This window comes from Uliginosibacterium aquaticum, assembly GCF_012972705.2.
Classification (GTDB): domain Bacteria; phylum Pseudomonadota; class Gammaproteobacteria; order Burkholderiales; family Rhodocyclaceae; genus Uliginosibacterium; species Uliginosibacterium aquaticum.
Genome location: NZ_JABCSC020000003.1, coordinates 365,409 through 382,281 on the forward strand (window position 1 = coordinate 365,409; position 16,873 = coordinate 382,281).

At 65.1% G+C, this 16,873-nt stretch carries 15 protein-coding genes; 5 read left to right on the plus strand and 10 right to left on the minus strand.

From position 1 onward, the window contains the following. Positions 1-115 precede the first annotated feature (115 nt). Genes HJ583_RS13035 through HJ583_RS13050 form a run of 4 tightly spaced genes read right to left on the minus strand, consistent with a single transcriptional unit; the run spans position 116 to position 3,329 of the window. Positions 116-1,180 carry a CobW family GTP-binding protein gene (locus HJ583_RS13035; RefSeq protein WP_170022324.1) on the minus strand — a complete coding sequence of 355 codons (1,065 nt, stop codon included), beginning with the start codon at positions 1,178-1,180 and terminating at the stop codon, positions 116-118. Next, positions 1,170-1,952 (minus strand): ZIP family metal transporter, encoded by a 783-nt coding sequence (locus tag HJ583_RS13040; protein WP_101940774.1) that lies wholly within the window; start codon positions 1,950-1,952, stop codon positions 1,170-1,172. The genes HJ583_RS13035 and HJ583_RS13040 overlap by 11 nt, the downstream gene beginning before the upstream one ends. Further along, on the minus strand, positions 1,949-2,389 hold the full coding sequence (locus tag HJ583_RS13045) for a Fur family transcriptional regulator (protein WP_101940775.1): 441 nt from the start codon (positions 2,387-2,389) through the stop codon (positions 1,949-1,951). The genes HJ583_RS13040 and HJ583_RS13045 overlap by 4 nt, the downstream gene beginning before the upstream one ends. 46 nt (positions 2,390-2,435) lie before the next feature. Beyond that, a complete protein-coding gene (locus HJ583_RS13050) occupies positions 2,436-3,329 on the minus strand; it encodes a LysR substrate-binding domain-containing protein (protein WP_170022325.1) in 894 nt (297 codons plus the stop codon). A 100-nt stretch (positions 3,330-3,429) separates the two neighbouring features. Here HJ583_RS13050 and aroE point away from each other — a divergent pair, with 100 nt between their 5' ends. Together aroE and HJ583_RS13060 are read left to right on the plus strand one after the other, a co-directional pair. Beyond that, complete coding sequence (gene aroE / locus HJ583_RS13055; protein ID WP_170022326.1) at positions 3,430-4,254, plus strand: shikimate dehydrogenase; 825 nt, start codon at positions 3,430-3,432, stop codon at positions 4,252-4,254. Positions 4,255-4,346: 92 nt separating this feature from the next. Then, on the plus strand, positions 4,347-5,117 hold the full coding sequence (locus HJ583_RS13060) for a sulfite exporter TauE/SafE family protein (RefSeq protein ID WP_170022327.1): 771 nt from the start codon (positions 4,347-4,349) through the stop codon (positions 5,115-5,117). Between the two features lie 76 nt (positions 5,118-5,193). On the opposite strand, the gene corA is transcribed toward HJ583_RS13060, so the two are convergent. Together corA and mtgA are read right to left on the minus strand one after the other, a co-directional pair. After that, complete coding sequence (gene corA, locus HJ583_RS13065) at positions 5,194-6,534, minus strand: magnesium/cobalt transporter CorA (RefSeq protein ID WP_217423411.1); 1,341 nt, start codon at positions 6,532-6,534, stop codon at positions 5,194-5,196. A 345-nt stretch (positions 6,535-6,879) separates the two neighbouring features. After that, positions 6,880-7,584, minus strand: coding sequence for a monofunctional biosynthetic peptidoglycan transglycosylase (gene mtgA, locus HJ583_RS13070; protein ID WP_170022328.1), 705 nt, complete (start codon positions 7,582-7,584; stop codon positions 6,880-6,882). A 214-nt stretch (positions 7,585-7,798) separates the two neighbouring features. Between mtgA and HJ583_RS13075 the strand changes: the two genes are divergently transcribed. After that, the gene (locus tag HJ583_RS13075; RefSeq protein WP_170022329.1) at positions 7,799-9,757 is read left to right on the plus strand and encodes a DUF4914 family protein; all 1,959 of its coding nucleotides are present in this window, start codon (positions 7,799-7,801) and stop codon (positions 9,755-9,757) included. A 127-nt stretch (positions 9,758-9,884) separates the two neighbouring features. Beyond that, positions 9,885-11,597 (plus strand): diphosphate--fructose-6-phosphate 1-phosphotransferase, encoded by a 1,713-nt coding sequence (locus HJ583_RS13080; RefSeq protein ID WP_170022330.1) that lies wholly within the window; start codon positions 9,885-9,887, stop codon positions 11,595-11,597. 92 nt (positions 11,598-11,689) lie between these two features. Here the strand turns inward: HJ583_RS13080 and HJ583_RS13085 are convergent, their stop codons facing one another. From HJ583_RS13085 to ilvA, 3 genes are read right to left on the minus strand one after another with little or no spacing between them, the layout of a single operon-like run. Next, positions 11,690-12,853, minus strand: a complete 1,164-nt coding sequence (locus HJ583_RS13085) for an AAA family ATPase (RefSeq protein ID WP_170022331.1) — start codon at positions 12,851-12,853, stop codon at positions 11,690-11,692. A gap of 15 nt (positions 12,854-12,868) precedes the next feature. Then, positions 12,869-13,237, minus strand: a complete 369-nt coding sequence (locus tag HJ583_RS13090) for a VOC family protein (RefSeq protein ID WP_170022332.1) — start codon at positions 13,235-13,237, stop codon at positions 12,869-12,871. Positions 13,238-13,276: 39 nt separating this feature from the next. Further along, positions 13,277-14,803, minus strand: a complete 1,527-nt coding sequence (ilvA, locus tag HJ583_RS13095) for a threonine ammonia-lyase, biosynthetic (protein WP_170022333.1) — start codon at positions 14,801-14,803, stop codon at positions 13,277-13,279. Between the two features lie 158 nt (positions 14,804-14,961). Between ilvA and HJ583_RS13100 the strand changes: the two genes are divergently transcribed. Then, complete coding sequence (locus HJ583_RS13100; protein WP_170022334.1) at positions 14,962-15,822, plus strand: EamA family transporter; 861 nt, start codon at positions 14,962-14,964, stop codon at positions 15,820-15,822. 43 nt (positions 15,823-15,865) lie between these two features. On the opposite strand, the gene HJ583_RS13105 is transcribed toward HJ583_RS13100, so the two are convergent. After that, positions 15,866-16,873: a glycoside hydrolase family protein gene (locus HJ583_RS13105; protein WP_170022335.1), complete on the minus strand. Its 1,008-nt coding sequence runs from the start codon at positions 16,871-16,873 to the stop codon at positions 15,866-15,868.

The following is a 16,873-nucleotide window of genomic DNA, read 5'->3' on the forward strand; positions in this document are numbered from 1 at the left end:
GAATATAGACTCCCGTTGGACGCGTTCGGGCAGGGTTTGGCTGCAAGCGTGAAATGGATCACGCAATTACGCCTGTTGCATACCGGAGTGACGTGGCAGGGTGCCACGCAAACGTTTAGATGGAGGCGTCCGGCTGGGCTGAGCAGAAGGCGGAGAAGGCTTTCTCCAGCACGCTGCGGGGCAACTCGCGCACGATGAAGACGAGACGGCTGCGCCGGTCTTCGTCCGGCCAGGCGGGCAGCTGGCTGTCTGGATAGCGCTCGTGCTGCACGGCATGGATGACCCGCGGAAGGTCTTCGCCCTCGACGGCCACGAGGCCCTTGATGCGCAGGATGTGTTCGCCAACGACCGACTGGAGGGTATCCAGGGCGCGGGCGAAGTCCCCCCAGGCGAAGGGCTCGCTGAAATGCAGCACATGGGTGCTGATGGCCTCGTCGTGCAGTGCTGCGGCCGGAGCGGTCTGACCGAACACGCCGTGGCGGGCATTCAGGCGCTGCTGCTCGCGGATGGCGGATTCATTCAGCCAGTGGGCAACGTCCGGCATCTTGCCTTCCGGCGCATACAGGCTCATGCCTTCGAGCAGGCCGGGAGGGAGTTTGCCGGGCTCGCTGTGCCACAGCTCGGCCGCAGGATTGAGCTCGCGGACGCGCTCCTCCGCTTCGGCGATGCCCAGGCTATCGGCCAGATCACATTTGGTGAGCACCACGCGATCAGCCATCGCGACCTGCTTCACGGCTTCTGGATGCTGGCCCAGTTGCCAGTGCACATGGCGCACATCCACGGTGGTGATCACGCCTTCGAGGCGGAAACGCTCGGCGAGGAAGAAATCCTTGAGGAGTGTATGGATCACCGGTGCCGGATCGGCGAGGCCGGTGGTTTCGATCACCACCCGGTCCAGCGCGCCGATTTCACGTCTCAGTCGGCGCATGAACAGATCACGCAGGCTGCGCGACAGATCGCCGCGTACGGTGCAGCACAGGCAGCCGGATTCGAGCAGGGTGATGTCTTCGGAGACCTGCTCGACCAGCAGGTGATCCAGCCCCACCGCGCCGACCTCGTTGATCAGCACCGCCGCGCCGGCCATCTCCGGTGCCCGCAGCAGGGTGTTGAGCAGGGATGTCTTGCCGCTTCCCAGAAAGCCGGTCAGCAGAACGACCGGGATGCGTTTGTCAGTGACCATGGCCCAGCGAACCGAGGGCAATCACGGCGATGCCGGCGAGCAGGGCCACGGTCTGCCAGATCGAGGTGTGGCGGTGCGGTTCATGGCGCAGCATCGGCAACAGATCGGAGATCGCGATGTAAAGGAAGCTGGCAGCGGCGACGGTGAGGATGTAGGGCAGCAGGCCTTCCATGCCGGAGAGCGCGAAGTAGCCGAGCAGGCCACCGGCAATCGAGGCGAGGCTGGAGACGCCGTTCCACAGCAGGGCGCGCCGGGTGCTCATGCCGGCGGCGCGCAGGATGGCAAAGTCACCGGCTTCCTGTGGCACTTCGTGAGCGATCACGGCGAAGGCGGTGCTCCAGCCGAGCACCGGGTCGGTCAGGAAGGCCGCCGCGAGCAGTACGCCGTCGACCAGATTGTGAAAGCCATCGCCGATCAGCACCGAAACCACGGTGTGGCTACCCACTGCGTGATGATGGTGGCCGTGGTTGGGGCAGTGGTGGTCATGACCTTCTTCGTCCACATGCGCATGGCGCCACAGGGCAATGCGTTCGAGCCCGTAGAAGCCCAGCAGGCCAGCGAGCAGGGTGACGAACAGGGCGTGTGCTTCGACACCGGACTCGAAAGCCTCCGGCAACACGTCAAGCAGCGCCACGGCCAGCAGCACGCCGGTGGCAAAGCCAACCAGGCGCGGCAGCCAGCGTTGCGGGAAGCCGGCGATCAGCAGACCGGCCGCGATGACGCTGAGGAGGCCACCGGCAAGGGTGGCGGCAAGGATGGAGAGCAGGGTCATGTGGATTCTTTTTCGTCACAGCGGGCACATTGCCCGGTGATGCAGTACTCGACGGCACGGCCGGCAAAACCGGCGGGCAGGGTCGGCTGTGGGGCGGGGATGTCAGCCAGGCAGAAAACCTTGCCGCAGCAGTCGCAGCGAAAGTGGGCGTGCTCGCCGTGGGCGGCGGCATCCGGCGCGGCCAGACTGAAGCGGAAGACCCGCTCGACATCGGTGATGCGATGGGCGAGGCCGGCTTCCACCGCCCAGTCGAGCACACGGTAGAGCGTGACGCGATCGAAGCCGGCGCCCAGCGCTTCTTCGATCTCGCGGTGACTCAGGGCGCGCTCGGCTGCTTCGAGCAGTTTCAGGACGGCGATGCGCGCCGGCGTCGCACGCGCACCGAGGGCGTGGATGCGCTCGATCTGGCTGGAATTGGCGGTGACTTGGGCAGGCATGGGGCGGATTGGAACATGTGTGCCGGTCAGATGCAACCCCGTTGCATCAGTCGACGCGAGCCGGAAGCAAGCCGTTCATGAACCCCTGTACGCGTGGTGATGCCTCTTCCGCCCGGGTCGCCAGGGCCATGCACACTTCCGCACCGGGGTCGGCCAGCGGAATGAAGCGCACCCCCTCCACGCGGATCAGGGCCAGCGGTTCGGCCAGTACTGCCACCCCTATACCGGCTGCAACGAGGCCGATCTGGGTCTGCGCTTCACGCGCTTCCTGGGTGATGTGCGGCTCGAAGCCCGCGTTGCGGCAGAGTGCCTGCAGGTAGTCAACCAGACTGGCACCGGCACCAGCCGGGTAGCCGATGAAGGCCTCGTTGCGGCAATCGGCGAGATGGATCCGTGGCTGCGAGGCGAGCGGATGATCGTCCGGCAGGATCAGGCACAGGCGGTCGCGGCGCAGCAGTTGCAGACGCAGGCCGGCCGGTGCGGCAGGTTCGTTGTAGCGTACGAAGCCCACATCCAGCTCACCCGCGATCAGGGCGGCGAACTGGGCGTGGGTATACATTTCGGAGAGGCGCAGGCTCACGCCCGGGTAGCGTTGGCGATAGGTCTTCAGGGCACTGCGCAGCTCCGGGATCAGCAGGCCGCTGGAGGTGAAGGCAATGCGCAATTCACCGCTTTCGCCGCGTGCGATGCGCTGCAATTCGGCCGCCACGTCCGTGCTGGCGGCGAGGATGGTGCGCGCCCGCTCGAGCAGATGCCGACCAGCCTCGGTCAGTTGCACGCTGCGCCGGGTGCGATGAAACAGGCTCACGCCCAGCTCGGCCTCGAGTGCCTGGATCTGCTGCGACAGAGGCGGCTGGCCAATGTGCAGGCGGGCCGCGGCCCGCGTGAAATGCAACTCCTCGGCAACGGCCACGAAGTAGCGCAGGTGGCGCAGCTCCATTCATATCTCCAGGCGATCAATTCATCCTGAAATATATATTGGACAGCTGGTTAGCCCAAACCTAAGATCCGCCATCCCCGAACATTGCAGGAGTCGCTCCATGACTGATCGCTACGCCATCATCGGCAACCCCATCGCCCAGGCCAAGTCGCCGGCCCTGCAGACCGCCTTTGCACAGCAGTGCGGGCAGGACATGGCGTACGGCGCGATTCTGGGTGAGCTGGATGGCTTCGTGGCTGGCGTGCGCGAATTCCAGAAGAGCGGCGGCAAAGGTATGAACATCACCATGCCCTTCAAGCTCGAAGCCTTCGAACTGGCTGATGAACTGACCCCGCGTGGCCGCGCGGCCGGCGCCATCAACATGTTCACGCTGCGGGACGACGGCACGATCCTCGGCGACAACACCGACGGCTTCGGCATCATGCGCGACATCACCCACAATCTTGGCCGCGCGCTCAAGGGTGCCCGGGTGTTGTTGCTGGGTGCTGGCGGCGCGGTGCGCGGCACCCTGCTGCCGCTGTTTGACGAACAACCGGCTGAGATCTTCATCGCCAACCGCACCGCCAGCAAGGCCGTCGAACTGGCCGCCGAGTTTGGCGGTGAGGCCGGCAGCATCAAGCTCGCAGGGGGTGGGTTTGCCGATATCAGTGGCCGCTTCGATGTGATCATCAACGGCTCGGCATCCTCCATGACCAATGACGTGCCGCCCCTGCCGGTCGGGGTGTGGGACAAGGAGTCGCTCGCCTACGACATGGCCTACAAGAAAGAGCCGACCGCTTTCGTGCTCGCCGCGCGGGCTGCCGGCGTGGGGCAGACGGCCGATGGCCTGGGCATGGTGGTGGAGCAGGGCGCCGAGTGCTTCTTCTTGTGGCGCGGCCAGCGCCCGGATACCGCGCCCGTGATCGCGGCCTTGCGGAACGCCTGATGTTTGTAGGTGCGGCTTCAGCCGCACGCCACCTGTGAATGGCGGACTGAAGTTCGCCCTACACCACCACCCCACTCCCCACTTCCCGCACAGTGACCTACGAACTCCTGATCCTGCTGCCCATTTCCTTCATCACCGGGGCCATCAATGCGGCCATCGGTGGCGGTGGCCTGATCGGGATTCCCGCTTTCTACAGCGTGCTGACGAGCTTCTCACCGGCCCAGATCATGGGCGTGGACAAGTTCTCCTCGGTGATGGGCCATGCCATGTCGATCCGCCAGTACGCGGCGAAGATGGACCTGCCCTGGCGCCTGATGCTGCCCACCGTGATCACCGCCTTTGCCGGCTCCTATCTCGGTGTGCGCATGCTGGACCTGATGCCCAGTCAGTGGATGCGGCCGGTGATCATCGTGGTGCTGGCCATCATGCTGGTCTACACCTGGTTCCGGCCACAGCTGGGCCATCTGGATACCAGCCGCACCCCGACCCGCGCCGACCTGATCAAAGGGGCCGCACTGGGCCTGGCGCTGGGCTTCTACGATGGCTTCATCGGCCCTGGCACTGGCAGCTTCCTGTTGTTCCTGTTCGTGCGCTTCTTCCACTTCGACTTCCTGCGCGCCACGGCTTGCGCCAAGGTCGTGAACTTCGGCACCAATGCCGCCACCCTGGTGTTCCTGGTGCCGGCGGGCATGGTGGCCTATGAGCTGGCCGTGCCGCTGGGAGTGGCCGCGATCTGCGGTTCGGTAGTCGGTTCGCGCCTGGCCATGCGCGGCGGGAATCAATGGATCAGGCGCTTGTTTCTGATCCTGGCGGTGAGCCTCCTGGCCAAGCTGGCCTGGGAGACCTTGCGCGGGTGGCTGTAAGGCAAGACTTGCTTTGCAGCTAAAACGCGCAGGACGTTCCCGCGCTACCGAAAACGCTGCCGCTTGATGCGGTATTTCAGCGCAACCAGCCCTTCTTGTTGAAGTACCAGAAGGGGACGAGCACCGAGAACAGCATCAGGAGCAGGGCGAAGGCGTAGCCGTGGCTCCACTCCAGCTCGGGCATGTACTTGAAGTTCATGCCGTAGAGACTGGCGATCAGGGTCGGCGGCAGCATGGCGACGCTGGCCACCGAGAAGATCTTGATGATCTTGTTCTGGTTGATGTTGATGAAGCCGACGGTGGCATCCATCAGGAAGTTGATCTTGTCGAACAGGAAGGCGGTGTGGCCATCCAGCGACTCGATGTCGCGCAGGATCTGGCGTGCATCTTCCTGCTGATCCTTGGACAGGAACTTGCCGCGGATCAGGAAGGACAGGGCCCGGCGCGTGTCCATCACGTTGCGCCGGATGCGCCCGTTCAGGTCCTCTTCGGCGGCAATCGCGGCGAGGATCTTGGCGGCCTGGGTGTCGGTCATCTCGGTGCTGAGCACCTGCTTGCCGACGGCCTCGAGCGAGGCATACACATCTTCGAGGGTATCGGCGGAGTACTCCACATCGGCGGCGTAGAGGTCGAGCAGCACGTCCTTGCCGTCGGACACATAGCCCGGCTGGATGCGCGCACGCAGGCGCTGCAGACGGAACACCGGCAGCTCTTCGTTGCGGATCGAGAACAGGATGCCGTGATGGAGCACGAAGGCCACCGCCACGTTGCGCGACTCATCCGCCTTGTCGAGCAGGAAGTCCGAGTGCAGATGGATCTGCTCGCTCTCATCCTCGATGTAGAAGCGCGCCGATTCTTCAAGGTCGGTGAGGTCTTCCGGGTCCGGCAGGGAGAGGCCGAACACCTGCTTCACCCACTCCAGCTCTTCCTTGTCCGGCGCGATCAGGTCCACCCAGATCGGTTTGGCGGCGGCCAGTGCGGCGCGCGTCTCGATGTTGATCTGACGCAGGCGTCCGTTGTGCAGCTCGAAGGCGTTGAGCATCAGCGGCTTGCGCTCGGGCTGCTCGGGTTCCGAGGTGAGGGTGTCGCGGAAATCGTCCGACGAGAGTTCGTCGAGAATTTCTTCCCCGCGCGCGGCCTTGACCAGCTCCCACACCACCACGCTCTCGTTGTGCGGCAGGGCTTCGAGGATGCGGGCGATCTCGGCGGCGTCGAGGGTATCGAGTTTCTTCTGCAGCTCGACCAGATTCTGGCGGTGCACGAGGCCGTCCACCAGGTCGTGGCGGGGCATCTCCTGGCGCCTGACCAGGTCCTCAACCAGGCGATGACGGCCGAGCAGGCCCTGCACTTCCAGCAAGTGTTGCTGGAAGAGCTCGTTCTCATCGACTTCGGGCTGGAGGTCTTCGTTTTCGGTCATAGGGTCTGCTCTCGGTAGTCAGACGGATCACGTTGCCACATCTGGCCTGCGGGACAAGGCATGGGACGCAGTGCGGGGTGGCGCCCCGCACAAGGAGCATAACGCAGTAGCGCAGGCCAGATGTGGCAACCCGCAGGGCTCGTTTGATTCCGGCGCATCACTACGTTGCCCTTCCTTGCAAGGGGGCCACCCTTGCTGCGTCAGGGCGCCTTGTGCTGCATCCCGAATCAGACGAGCGTGACCGCCTGACTACCGAGAGCAGACCCTTGGCCCCGTTGGAAAGGCGGAATTCTACGCGTGAATGTCGCGATGCAGCAGTTTCCTGGCGGCCTTTGCCAAGGCTGCTCAGGGCACTTCGGAGCCCGCCATGCGTGCTTGCACGCGCGCTGCGTGGGCGGCCAGGCGTGGCGAGTAGTTCCGCTCGTATTTGCGCGGGTTGGGCAGCATTACGGCGAGGCGGGCGGCCTGGGCCGGCGCGAGCTGGCCCGCACCGGTGCCGAAGTAGCGGCGCGCAGCCGCTTCTGCGCCGAAGATGCCATTGCCCCATTCCACCGAGTTCAGATAGACCTCGAGGATCCGGCGCTTGTCCCACAAGGCCTCGATCATTAGGGTGGCCGGCACTTCCAGCGCCTTGCGCGAATATTTCTCGAAGCGCGTGCTGCCGGACCACAGGAACAGGTTCTTGGCCAGCTGCTGGCTGATGGTGGAGCCCCCCGCCACCACCCGGCCCTTCTTGTCATTCTTTTCCAGTGCTTTCTGGATGCCTTCCAGATCGAAGCCGTCGTGATCCACAAAGGTGTCGTCTTCGGCAGCCACCACGGCACGTTTCAGATGGATCGAAATCTTTCCGTAGGGCACCCACTGGTGTTTGAGGCGGGCCGCGGGATCCTTTTCCTGCAGCTCGGCCAGGCGGATCTGCATGAAGCTGGTGGTGCCCGGGTCCATCCACTTCCACCACAGTACCCAGCCCAGCAACCACAGGTGCCAGGCCACGAGGAGGAGGAGGGCTGCCAGCAAGAGGCGGCGCACCCACAGGAGGAGAAGTTTCATAAGGGCCCGAACAGCGGAAGGCAAGCAGAGGAAAAGCGGCGCCAAGCATTGCAGAGCGGGCGCCTTGAGGCAAGCATCGGGGCGCTTGCGCGGCCCTCGCGCTCTACCCGGGTCAGGTCAACAACTCGCTTGGGAGTCCCTGTATCCTTCGGGGTTTCCCTTAGTGGTAGCGCTGTTCCGGCTGCCGCCTCTCAACGCCAGGCCCTTACCGACCATGACGCAAACAACCAAACCCATCGATTTCAAGAACGACTGGCCCAAGCTGGGCTTGCCGGCGCACGTCATCGAAGTGCTCAGTGCCGCTCCGGCCATCTATGTGGCCGAGTGCCGCGAAGATCTGCTCAACTGGGCGCTGAACCGCAAGCCGGGTGAGACGGACTGGCGTCATGGCAACCGTGAAGACAAGGGCGAGGTCGAGGTCGGTTTCGACGTGCCGGGCAAGGGCTATGTGGCGGAGGCCACCGTTACCAAGGCGCGCAACGGCATCTGCATCAACTTCATCGATCCCAAGATGCGCCGCCGCGATCCGGATGCGATGGTCATCGGTGACAAGCTGCCGACCGACAAGCCGACCTACCAGGAGCGTTTCGGCGAGAGCTTCGACAAGATGCGCCAGAAGACCCTGGACTGGCTCAAGACCCAGGAACTGATCGTCGTTCCGTTTTACGCCGGCCCCGATGAACTGGGCTATGGCGCGCTGGCCATCGTGCCCAAGGGCGCGGCTTTCTTTGCCGGCGCCCTGGCTGACCTGCAAGGCATGATCCCGAACAGCCAGGTGCCGTCCAATTTCAAGCTTGCCGGTGGTGCGATCTTCATCGCTCCGCCCTTCCGCCATACCCATTTCGATGGCAAGCAGGTGGTGGTGCACGCACGCTCCGAGACGCATCAGGAAATCTTCGCCTACAACCTCTATCCCGGTCCTTCGGCCAAGAAGGGCGTGTACTCCCTGCTGCTGGACATCGGCGAGCGCGAAGGCTGGACCACCAACCACTGCGCCGCGGTGGGCGTGGTTACCCCCTACGACAACCAGACCATCATCATGCACGAAGGCGCCTCGGGTGGCGGCAAGAGCGAGATGACCGAGCATGTGCACCGCATGGAAGACGGCCGCCTGCTGCTGGGCAAGAACGTCGTGACCGGTGAGCAGCGCACCCTGAACCTGCCGGAAGCCTGCCATCTGAACCCGATGGCCGACGACATGGCCTGTGCTCACCCGCACTACAACGAAGGCCAGACCAAGCTCAACATCAAGGATGCGGAAGCCGGCTGGTTCGTGCGCGTCGATCACATCAAGGGCTACGGCACCGATCCGCACCTTGAGCGTCTGGTGATGCACCCCGAGCGCCCGCTGATCTTCCTGAACCATTACATCGTGCCCGGCGGTCAGGCTCTGTTGTGGGAACACATTGAAGACTCGCCGGGCAAGCCCTGCCCGAACCCGCGCCTGATCATTCCGCGCGACATGGTGCATGACGTGCAGGAAGGCCCGGTGGCGGTCAACATCCGCTCCTTCGGCGTGCGCTGCCCGCCCACCCACAAGGACAGCCAGCTCTACGGCATCCTCGGCATGCTGCATGTGCTGAGCCCGGCACTGGCCTGGCTGTGGCGTCTGGCTGCGCCGCGCGGCCACGCCAACCCGTCGATCCAGGATTCGGCGGCTGGTGGAATGCAGTGCGAAGGCGTGGGCTCCTACTGGGCCTTCTGTACCGGTCGCCGTGTCGATCAGGCCAACCTGCTGCTGCGCCAGATCGTCGCCAATACCGAAACCCGCCATGTGCTGATCCCGAACCAGAACATCGGCGCCTGGCACGTGGGCTTCATGTCCGAGTGGATCGTGCGCGAATATCTGGCCCGCCGTGGCTCGGCGCGTTTCCACCGCGAAGAGCTGGTCGAGTCGCCGTGCTCGCTGTTGGGCTATGTGCCGCGTCAGGTGAAGGTTGAAGGCTCGATGATCCCGCCGGTGCTGCTGCATGTGCAGACCCAGCTGGAAGGTGGCCCGGAAGTGTTTGAACATGGCGCGCAGATGTGGCGCGAGTTCTTCAAGCGCGAGCTGACCCCCTTCCTCACGCCGGATCTGGACCCGTTGGGCCGCAAGATCATCCAGGCCTGTCTGGACGATGCTTCGCAAGAGGATTACTGGAAGCTGATTCCGCACCAGATGTTCAAGGGCTGATCGGCCCCGAAAAACCGGAACGCCGCTTGTAACCGTCCCGGTTTAAAATGGCGTCATTCAAACAGCCGGCTTTGCCGGCTGTTTCATATCCAGAACCTCCGCGTCAGAACCACGAGAGACCCCTGCCATGAGCACACTCGCCGCCCAATTGCAGCAGATGGAAAGCCATCGTTCCGTCTTCGAAAACGAAGTTCGCCAGCTGCCCCTGCCCACCTGCAACGCCTTTGGCACAGCGGCTGCGCCCCAGGCCATCGCCTTTGCCGCGAGCAGCCAGGTGCTGACGACCAAGGATAGCGCCACCGTGGCCCAACACTTCGCACAGAGCGTGAAGGCCTCGGGCAATGCCGTGCTGCGCGTGGCCGGCCCGGCGAGCCCACGCGTTTCCGGCAAGCGCGTTGCGGCCCTGTTCTCGGGCGGCCCCGCCGCGGGCGGACACAACGTGCTGTGCGGCATCAAGAAGATGCTCGGCGCAGACAACACCCTGTTCGGGGTGAAAGGCGGCCCCAAGGGTTTGCTGGAAGGCAAACTGTTCGAGATCACCGATGCCGATGTGGCCAGCATCCTGAATACCGGTGGTTTCGACTTCCTCGGCACTGATCGCACCAAGATCAAGACGGCCGAGCAGTTCGAGCAGGTCAAGCAGACCTGCATCGCTCACAATCTCGACGCCATCGTCATCATCGGCGGTGACGACTCCAACACCAACGCCGCGATCCTCGCCGAGTTCCTGTTCTCCGGCATCAAGGCCGACGGCTCCGGCGTGCAGGTGATCGGCGCGCCCAAGACCATCGACGGCGACCTGCAGGTGCCCGGCCTGCTGCCGATCTCCTTCGGCTTTGACACCGCTACGCGCATCTATGCCGAGCTGGCCGGCAACATCCTGCAAGACACCCGCTCCTCGATCAAGTACTGGCACTTCATCAAGCTGATGGGCCGCTCCGCCTCGCACGTGACCCTCGAAGTCGCGCTGCAGGTGAAGCCCGCCGTGACCTTGATCTCGGAAGAGGTCGCGGAGAAGAAGCTCTCGCTCTCCGCCATCGTCGAGCAGATCGCCAGCGCGGTCATCGATCGTTACCGCAGCAAAAAACTCAAGCACGGTGTGGTACTGGTGCCTGAAGGCCTGATCGAGTTCATCCCCGAGATGAATGCGCTGATCGCCGAACTCAACGACAGCCTCGCGCATCACGCCGAGGCCTTTGCCGCGCTCTCGGTGGATGCCCGCCCGGCTTTCGTGGCCGCCAAGCTTTCGGCCGCCAACAGCGCGCTGTTCAGCTCGCTGCCCGGCTACATCATCAACATGCTGCTGGCCGATCGCGATTCGCACGGCAACCTGCAGGTGTCGCTGATCCCCACCGAACAACTCCTGAGCGACATGGTGCGCGCACGCCTGCAGCAAGTCGCGCCGGAAGTGCCTTTCGCCACCCACCACCACTTCTTCGGCTACGAAGGCCGCTGCGGTGCGCCGACCCTGTTCGATGCCGCCTACACCTGGAACCTGGGCCTCACCGTGGGGGCCCTGATCCTCGACGGCCGTACCGGTTACATGGCCAGCGTCTCGGGCCTTAGCGCCGGTGGCGAGCCGCTGGCGATCCCGCTCTCTGGCCTGCTGAACATCGAGCGCCGCCACGGCAAGGATGAATACGTGATCGAAAAGGCGCTGGTACGCACCAACGCGCCGGCGATGAAGTTCTTCGTCTCGCGCCGTGAAGCCTGGGCAGCGGATGATCTCTTCGCCTCGCCCGGTCCGCGCCAGCTGTGGGGCCCGGCGGCCAAGCAGATGCCGATGACCGTGGCATTGAACGATGGCGCTGACTCGCTGCTCTTCAAGATCGGCGAATAAGCCGTTTCAGACGCTGGAAAACGGAAAGGCCCGTTCGAAAGAGCGGGCCTTTTTCATGGTGCGGAGGATGCGTCGGGCCTTGGAAAACAGATCTACCTTTCCGGCCACTTCCAGCGCCCGGCGTCCAGCAGCGAAGCACCCCGCAAGCGGGTTTCTCCATGCTCCTTGATGAGCTGCAGGGTATTGCAGTCCGGATCATCTTCCAGCGCGGCCACCAGGCGAGCGGCGTGCGAGACGACGATCAGTTGCGAATGCTGCGCAGCATGACGGATCAGTCGCCCCAGCGCCGGCAGCAGATCGGGATGCAGACTGGTTTCGGGTTCGTTGAGCACCATCAGCTGCGGCGGGCGAGGGGTGAGCAGTGCAGCTACCAGCAGCAGGTAGCGCAGCGTGCCATCCGAAAGCTCGGCCGCTTCCAGAGGACGCAAGAGACCCGCTTGCTGCACCTGCAGTTCAAAGCGCCGGCCGGCCCGACCGATCTCGATCGAGGAGCCCGGGAAGGCATCATCGATGGCGGCTTCAAGTGCGTTTGCGTCGCCGATTTCGCGAATGGTCTGCAGGGCAGCGGCGAGGTCGGCGCCATCGTGCCCCAGCACCGGTGTATAGGTGCCGATCTGGGCCTGCCGCGCAGGTGCTGCGGCATCCGTGCGGAAATGATCGTAGAAACGCCAGGAGCGGATGCTCTCGCGCAGGGCCAGCACTTCCGGCGCACGTTGCGGATCGGCGAGCCGACTGAAGAGGCTCTCGAAGGCGGGCAGGCTGCTGTCGAGCACCTGCCACTCGCCATCCTCGCCGCGCGCCTGCACGAAATTGCCATGGCGCTCGACCAGCATGGCGGCCGGGCGCGGCCGGGCACCGCTCCAGATTGACTCCAGTTTGATCTGCGGGTCGCCACTGAAGGCTGAGAGGCTCGGCACCGGCAGGCCCAGCTCGAACGCGCAGGAGAACGCCTCACCCGCGAAACCGAGCCTGAGCGCGACTGGCCTGTTGCGCCGCGTGCCCTGGAGCGGGAATTCCCCGCGCCGCACGGCGGCCGAGGGATTTTCCGGCCCCGCCCAGAGCGTCGAATCGAAACCGCCCTCGCGCGCCAGGGCAGCGATCAGGCCACCCTGTGCCGCCTCGGCCAGCAGGCGCAAGGCACGATACAGGCTGGACTTGCCACTGCCGTTGGCGCCCGTCACCACATTCAGACGCTGCAGTGGCACGGCCAGCTCGCGAATCGAGCGGTAGCCACTGATGGCCAGGGTTTCGATCATGGGCGGTGCGCCTGCTCAGTCGTGATACGCCGCGATCTTGTTGCCATCCGGATCACGGAAGTAGGCGCCGTAGTAGCCGCTGCTGCCGCGCGGGCCGGGTTTGCCTTCATCTGCTGCGCCCAGTTTGATGGCCTTGGCATAGAAGGCATCCACTGCTTCGCGGCTGGGCATGACGAGCGCCACCATGGTGCCGTTGCCAACCGTTGCGGGCTGACCGTCGAAGGGCTTGATCACGCCCAGTGCGGGGCTGCTGTCATCCATGCCCCAGGCGGCACTGCGTTCGGACTCCCACTGGCGCTTGGCGCCGATGCTGGCAAAAAGTGCATCGTAGAAAGCCGAGGCGCGGGCGAGGTCCTGGGTGCCGAGGGTGACGTAACCGATCATGCTGAACTCCTTGAGGTTCGAAGCGGGGGCGCTGCGCGCTCAGCGCAGGAACAGGCGGTAGGCCGGGTTGGCGGTTTCTTCCACGCAGTCATAGCCGACGCGGGCGAGGAAGGCTTCGAACTCGGCCGCATCCTCGGGCGGCACCTGCATGCCCACCAGCGCCCGGCCGAAGTCCGCGCCATGATTGCGGTAGTGAAACAGGCTGATGTTCCAGTCTGAGCGGAGATTATCGAGAAAGCGCAGGAGGGCGCCGGGGCGCTCGGGGAAGATGAAGCGGTAGATGCGTTCATTCTGCGCATGCGGCGCACGGCCGCCCACCATGTAGCGGGTGTGGGTCTTGGCCATCTCGTCGTCGGTCAGGTCCAGCGCCGGCAGGCCGGCAGTGGCGAGCTGGGCGACGAGCTCGCCGGCCTCCGCGCGCCGGGCGATCGAGACGCCGACGAAGACATGTGCCTCGGCACCTTCGCTCAGGCGGTAGTTGAACTCGGTGACATTGCGCCCGCCGAGCAGGCGACAGAAAGCCTTGAAGCTGCCGGGCTGCTCGGGAATCGTCACCGCTAGTACGGCTTCGCGCTGCTCGCCAAGCTCGGCGCGCTCGGCCACGAAGCGCAGGCGGTCGAAATTCATGTTGGCACCGCTGGCCACTGCCACCACGCTGCGTCCGCTGCCGCCTTCGCGTGCCAGCCAGGCCTTGGCTCCAGCCAGGGCCAGTGCACCGGCAGGCTCCAGGATCGAACGGGTGTCCTCGAACACATCCTTGATCGCGGCGCAGATAGCGTCGTTATCCACAAGCACGACTTCATCCACATACTGAAGGCATAGCCTGAACGTTTCTTCGCCCACCAGCTTCACCGCCGCACCATCGGCAAACAGGCCGACCTGGGCGAGCTGGATGCGCTTGCCGGCGGCCAGTGATTGCGCCATGGCATCAGAGTCTACGGCTTCCACGCCGATCAGGCGCGTACCCGGGCGGATCCGCTTGATGTAGGCCGCCACGCCGGCGAGTAAGCCGCCGCCGCCCACGGCGCAGAACACGGCATCGATCGGGCCGGAGTGCTGGCGCAATATCTCCACGCCGATCGTGCCTTGCCCGGCGATGACATCCGGGTCGTCGAAAGGATGGACGAAGGTGAGGCCATCGCGGGCTTCGAGTTCGCGCGCATGGGCATAGGCATCGTCGTAGGAGTCGCCGGCCAGCACCACTTCGCCGCCGCGGGCGCGGACCGCATCCACCTTGATCGCCGGCGTTGCCAGCGGCATCACGATCACCGCGCGGCAGCCGAGCTTTTGTGCGGACAGGGCTACGCCCTGGGCGTGATTGCCCGCCGAGGCGCAGATCACGCCGCGCGCGCGCTGCTCAGGGCTGAGCCGCGCCATCTTGTTGTAGGCCCCGCGCAGCTTGAAGGAGAACACCGGCTGCATGTCCTCGCGCTTGATCCACACCTGATGGCCGAGGCCGGCCGAAAGCTTGGGAGCGAAGTCGAGCGGAGTTTCGCTGGCGGCTTCATAGACGCGCGCATCGAGGATGCGCACCAGGTAATCGTCGGGCAGGTGTTCGGAGGGCATGTCGCGGAGCCAGCAGGGAATGCAGGCTCCATTATGGCGACTTGGCGTGCCGAGCACATGCGCACAGCAGACCCTTTTGCTAGCATGCGGCTCCCGCCCCGTTTCCAGCCTGCCCGCCGGGCAAGCCTGGCGGCTAAGCCTTCTCCCTCGCGCGCCGCATGCACCCCTCTGCTTCCCGCCCCAGTCTGCTGCTGTCTGTGCTCGCCTTGCTGGGCAGCATGGCTGCGCTATGCATCGGTTCGTCCTTCGCCAAGCACCTGTTCCCACTGATTGGTGCCGCGGGGACCACGGCCTGGCGCCTGACGGGCTCGGCCTTGCTGCTGGCCTTGTTGTGGCGGCCCTGGCGTGACTGGCCGGCGCGTGCCGAGCTGGGTCGGGTTCTGCAGTACGGCGCAGCGCTGGGGGCAATGAACCTGTCTTTCTATCTCGCCTTGCGCAGCCTGCCACTGGGCGTGTGCGTGGCGATCGAGCTCACCGGCCCGCTGGCGGTGGCGCTGCTCTCGGCCCGGCGCGCCGGGCACTTCGTGTGGGTGCTGCTGGCAGCACTGGGCATCGTGCTGTTGCTGAACCCTTTCGCGCATGGCGCGTGGCTGGATCCGGTGGGGGTGGGGTTTGCAGTGCTCGCGGCCGTGTTCTGGGCCCTCTACATCCTGGCCGGCAAACGCGTGTCGCATCTGCACGCTGGTTTGTCGGTGTCGCTGGGCATGCTCACGGCAGCCGCGCTGGTGGTGCCTTTCGGGGCCTGGAGTGCCGGCCCGCAATGGTTCAGCCCCAGCGTGGCGCTGTGGGGGCTGGGCGTGGCGCTGCTGTCGAGCGCGCTGCCTTACTCGCTGGAGATGATCGCGCTGCGCGGCCTGACGACGCGCGCCTTCGGCACCCTGGTGAGCCTGGAGCCGGCTATCGGCGCGTTGGCGGGCTTCGTGATCCTGGGCGAGCGCCTGACCGGCCTGCAGTGGCTGGCCATCGCCGCCGTGATGGCCGCTTGCGCCGGCACTGTGGGGACGGCGGCGCGGGATTGAAGCGGCTGGATCCCCGCTTTGCCAGTGTGCGATCTCGCGGCGCTCACCACGGCAGTGACAGGTAGTACTGCCCCAGCTCGGTGAGCTGGCCATCGGCGCCGAGCAGGCTGGTGTAGTGCGTGTCATTGCTCCAGCGTCCGGTGAACCAGGCGTAGCGGAAGACGTCGCTGCGCGCTTCCAGCAGCGCCACCATTTCCTGCATCTGCGCTTTCTGCTTGGCCACCGAGTCGATCTGCGCGCTGCCGTCTCCTGTATGCCAGTTGGCGAACTCGGTCACCCACAGGGGCTTGGCGTATTTCTGCAGGCGATCCAGCTGGGCGACCAGGCCGTAGTCATACCAGTGGAAGGCGAGATAATCGATCTGCGGTTCGCGCTGGGCGTTGGCGGCGCGGTAGGCGGCATAGAAGGCGTCCAGCCAGACCACCGGATCGCTGTAGCCGCTCAGCGTGCCCCAGGTGATGGCGGGGCCGACCAGCTTGACCCCGGTTTTCGCGGCCAGCGCCTCGTAGCCGGGCCAGATCGCGGCGGCTTGCGCTGGCGTGAGATTGGCCTGATCCGTGAGGTTCGGCTCATTCATGACGAGCAGGTACTTGATGTGCGGATTGGCGAGCAGGAAGGCTTCGACCTTGGCAGCATCGAAGTTGCCATTCCACAGCATCGGGATGAAGTCCATCGCGTAGCGGCTGCGATAGTCGGCCGGTGCGCTGGTGCTGGGCTGCGGGCTCCAGTTGTACCACCAGGAAACTCCCGCCGAGAGTGCCGCGAGATCTGCCGCACTGGCCAGGTCATAGGCAATCCCGCGCTTGGCGCTCTTGGTGCGGGCCGCGTTGCTCCCACTCGATGCGCTGGCGCTTGTTCCCGCGCCGCTGGCTGCTGCGGCACTGCTGGCCAGGCTGTTGGCCGTGGCCGAACTCGCTGCGTTGGTGGCTGTCGGCGCTGGCTGCGTGCTGCCGCCGCTGCCACCCCCGCCGCAGGCCGCCAGGAGCAGGGCGAAGACGAGGAGGGCCGCAATCTGGCGGGCGCTGGGCCGGTGCAGGAGGAGGGCGAGCAT

Coding starts and splice junctions, on each gene's coding strand:
- HJ583_RS13090 (WP_170022332.1), bottom strand. CDS start 13,237: ATGATCGGTTACGTCACCCTCGGCACCCAGGACCTCGCCCGCGCCTCG.
- aroE (WP_170022326.1), top strand. CDS start 3,430: ATGACTGATCGCTACGCCATCATCGGCAACCCCATCGCCCAGGCCAAG.
- HJ583_RS13040 (WP_101940774.1), bottom strand. CDS start 1,952: ATGACCCTGCTCTCCATCCTTGCCGCCACCCTTGCCGGTGGCCTCCTC.
- HJ583_RS13075 (WP_170022329.1), top strand. CDS start 7,799: ATGACGCAAACAACCAAACCCATCGATTTCAAGAACGACTGGCCCAAG.
- HJ583_RS13105 (WP_170022335.1), bottom strand. CDS start 16,873: ATGCTCGCCCTCCTCCTGCACCGGCCCAGCGCCCGCCAGATTGCGGCC.
- HJ583_RS13100 (WP_170022334.1), top strand. CDS start 14,962: ATGCACCCCTCTGCTTCCCGCCCCAGTCTGCTGCTGTCTGTGCTCGCC.
- HJ583_RS13050 (WP_170022325.1), bottom strand. CDS start 3,329: ATGGAGCTGCGCCACCTGCGCTACTTCGTGGCCGTTGCCGAGGAGTTG.
- corA (WP_217423411.1), bottom strand. CDS start 6,534: ATGACCGAAAACGAAGACCTCCAGCCCGAAGTCGATGAGAACGAGCTC.
- ilvA (WP_170022333.1), bottom strand. CDS start 14,803: ATGCCCTCCGAACACCTGCCCGACGATTACCTGGTGCGCATCCTCGAT.
- HJ583_RS13080 (WP_170022330.1), top strand. CDS start 9,885: ATGAGCACACTCGCCGCCCAATTGCAGCAGATGGAAAGCCATCGTTCC.
- HJ583_RS13085 (WP_170022331.1), bottom strand. CDS start 12,853: ATGATCGAAACCCTGGCCATCAGTGGCTACCGCTCGATTCGCGAGCTG.
- HJ583_RS13035 (WP_170022324.1), bottom strand. CDS start 1,180: ATGGTCACTGACAAACGCATCCCGGTCGTTCTGCTGACCGGCTTTCTG.
- HJ583_RS13045 (WP_101940775.1), bottom strand. CDS start 2,389: ATGCCTGCCCAAGTCACCGCCAATTCCAGCCAGATCGAGCGCATCCAC.
- mtgA (WP_170022328.1), bottom strand. CDS start 7,584: ATGAAACTTCTCCTCCTGTGGGTGCGCCGCCTCTTGCTGGCAGCCCTC.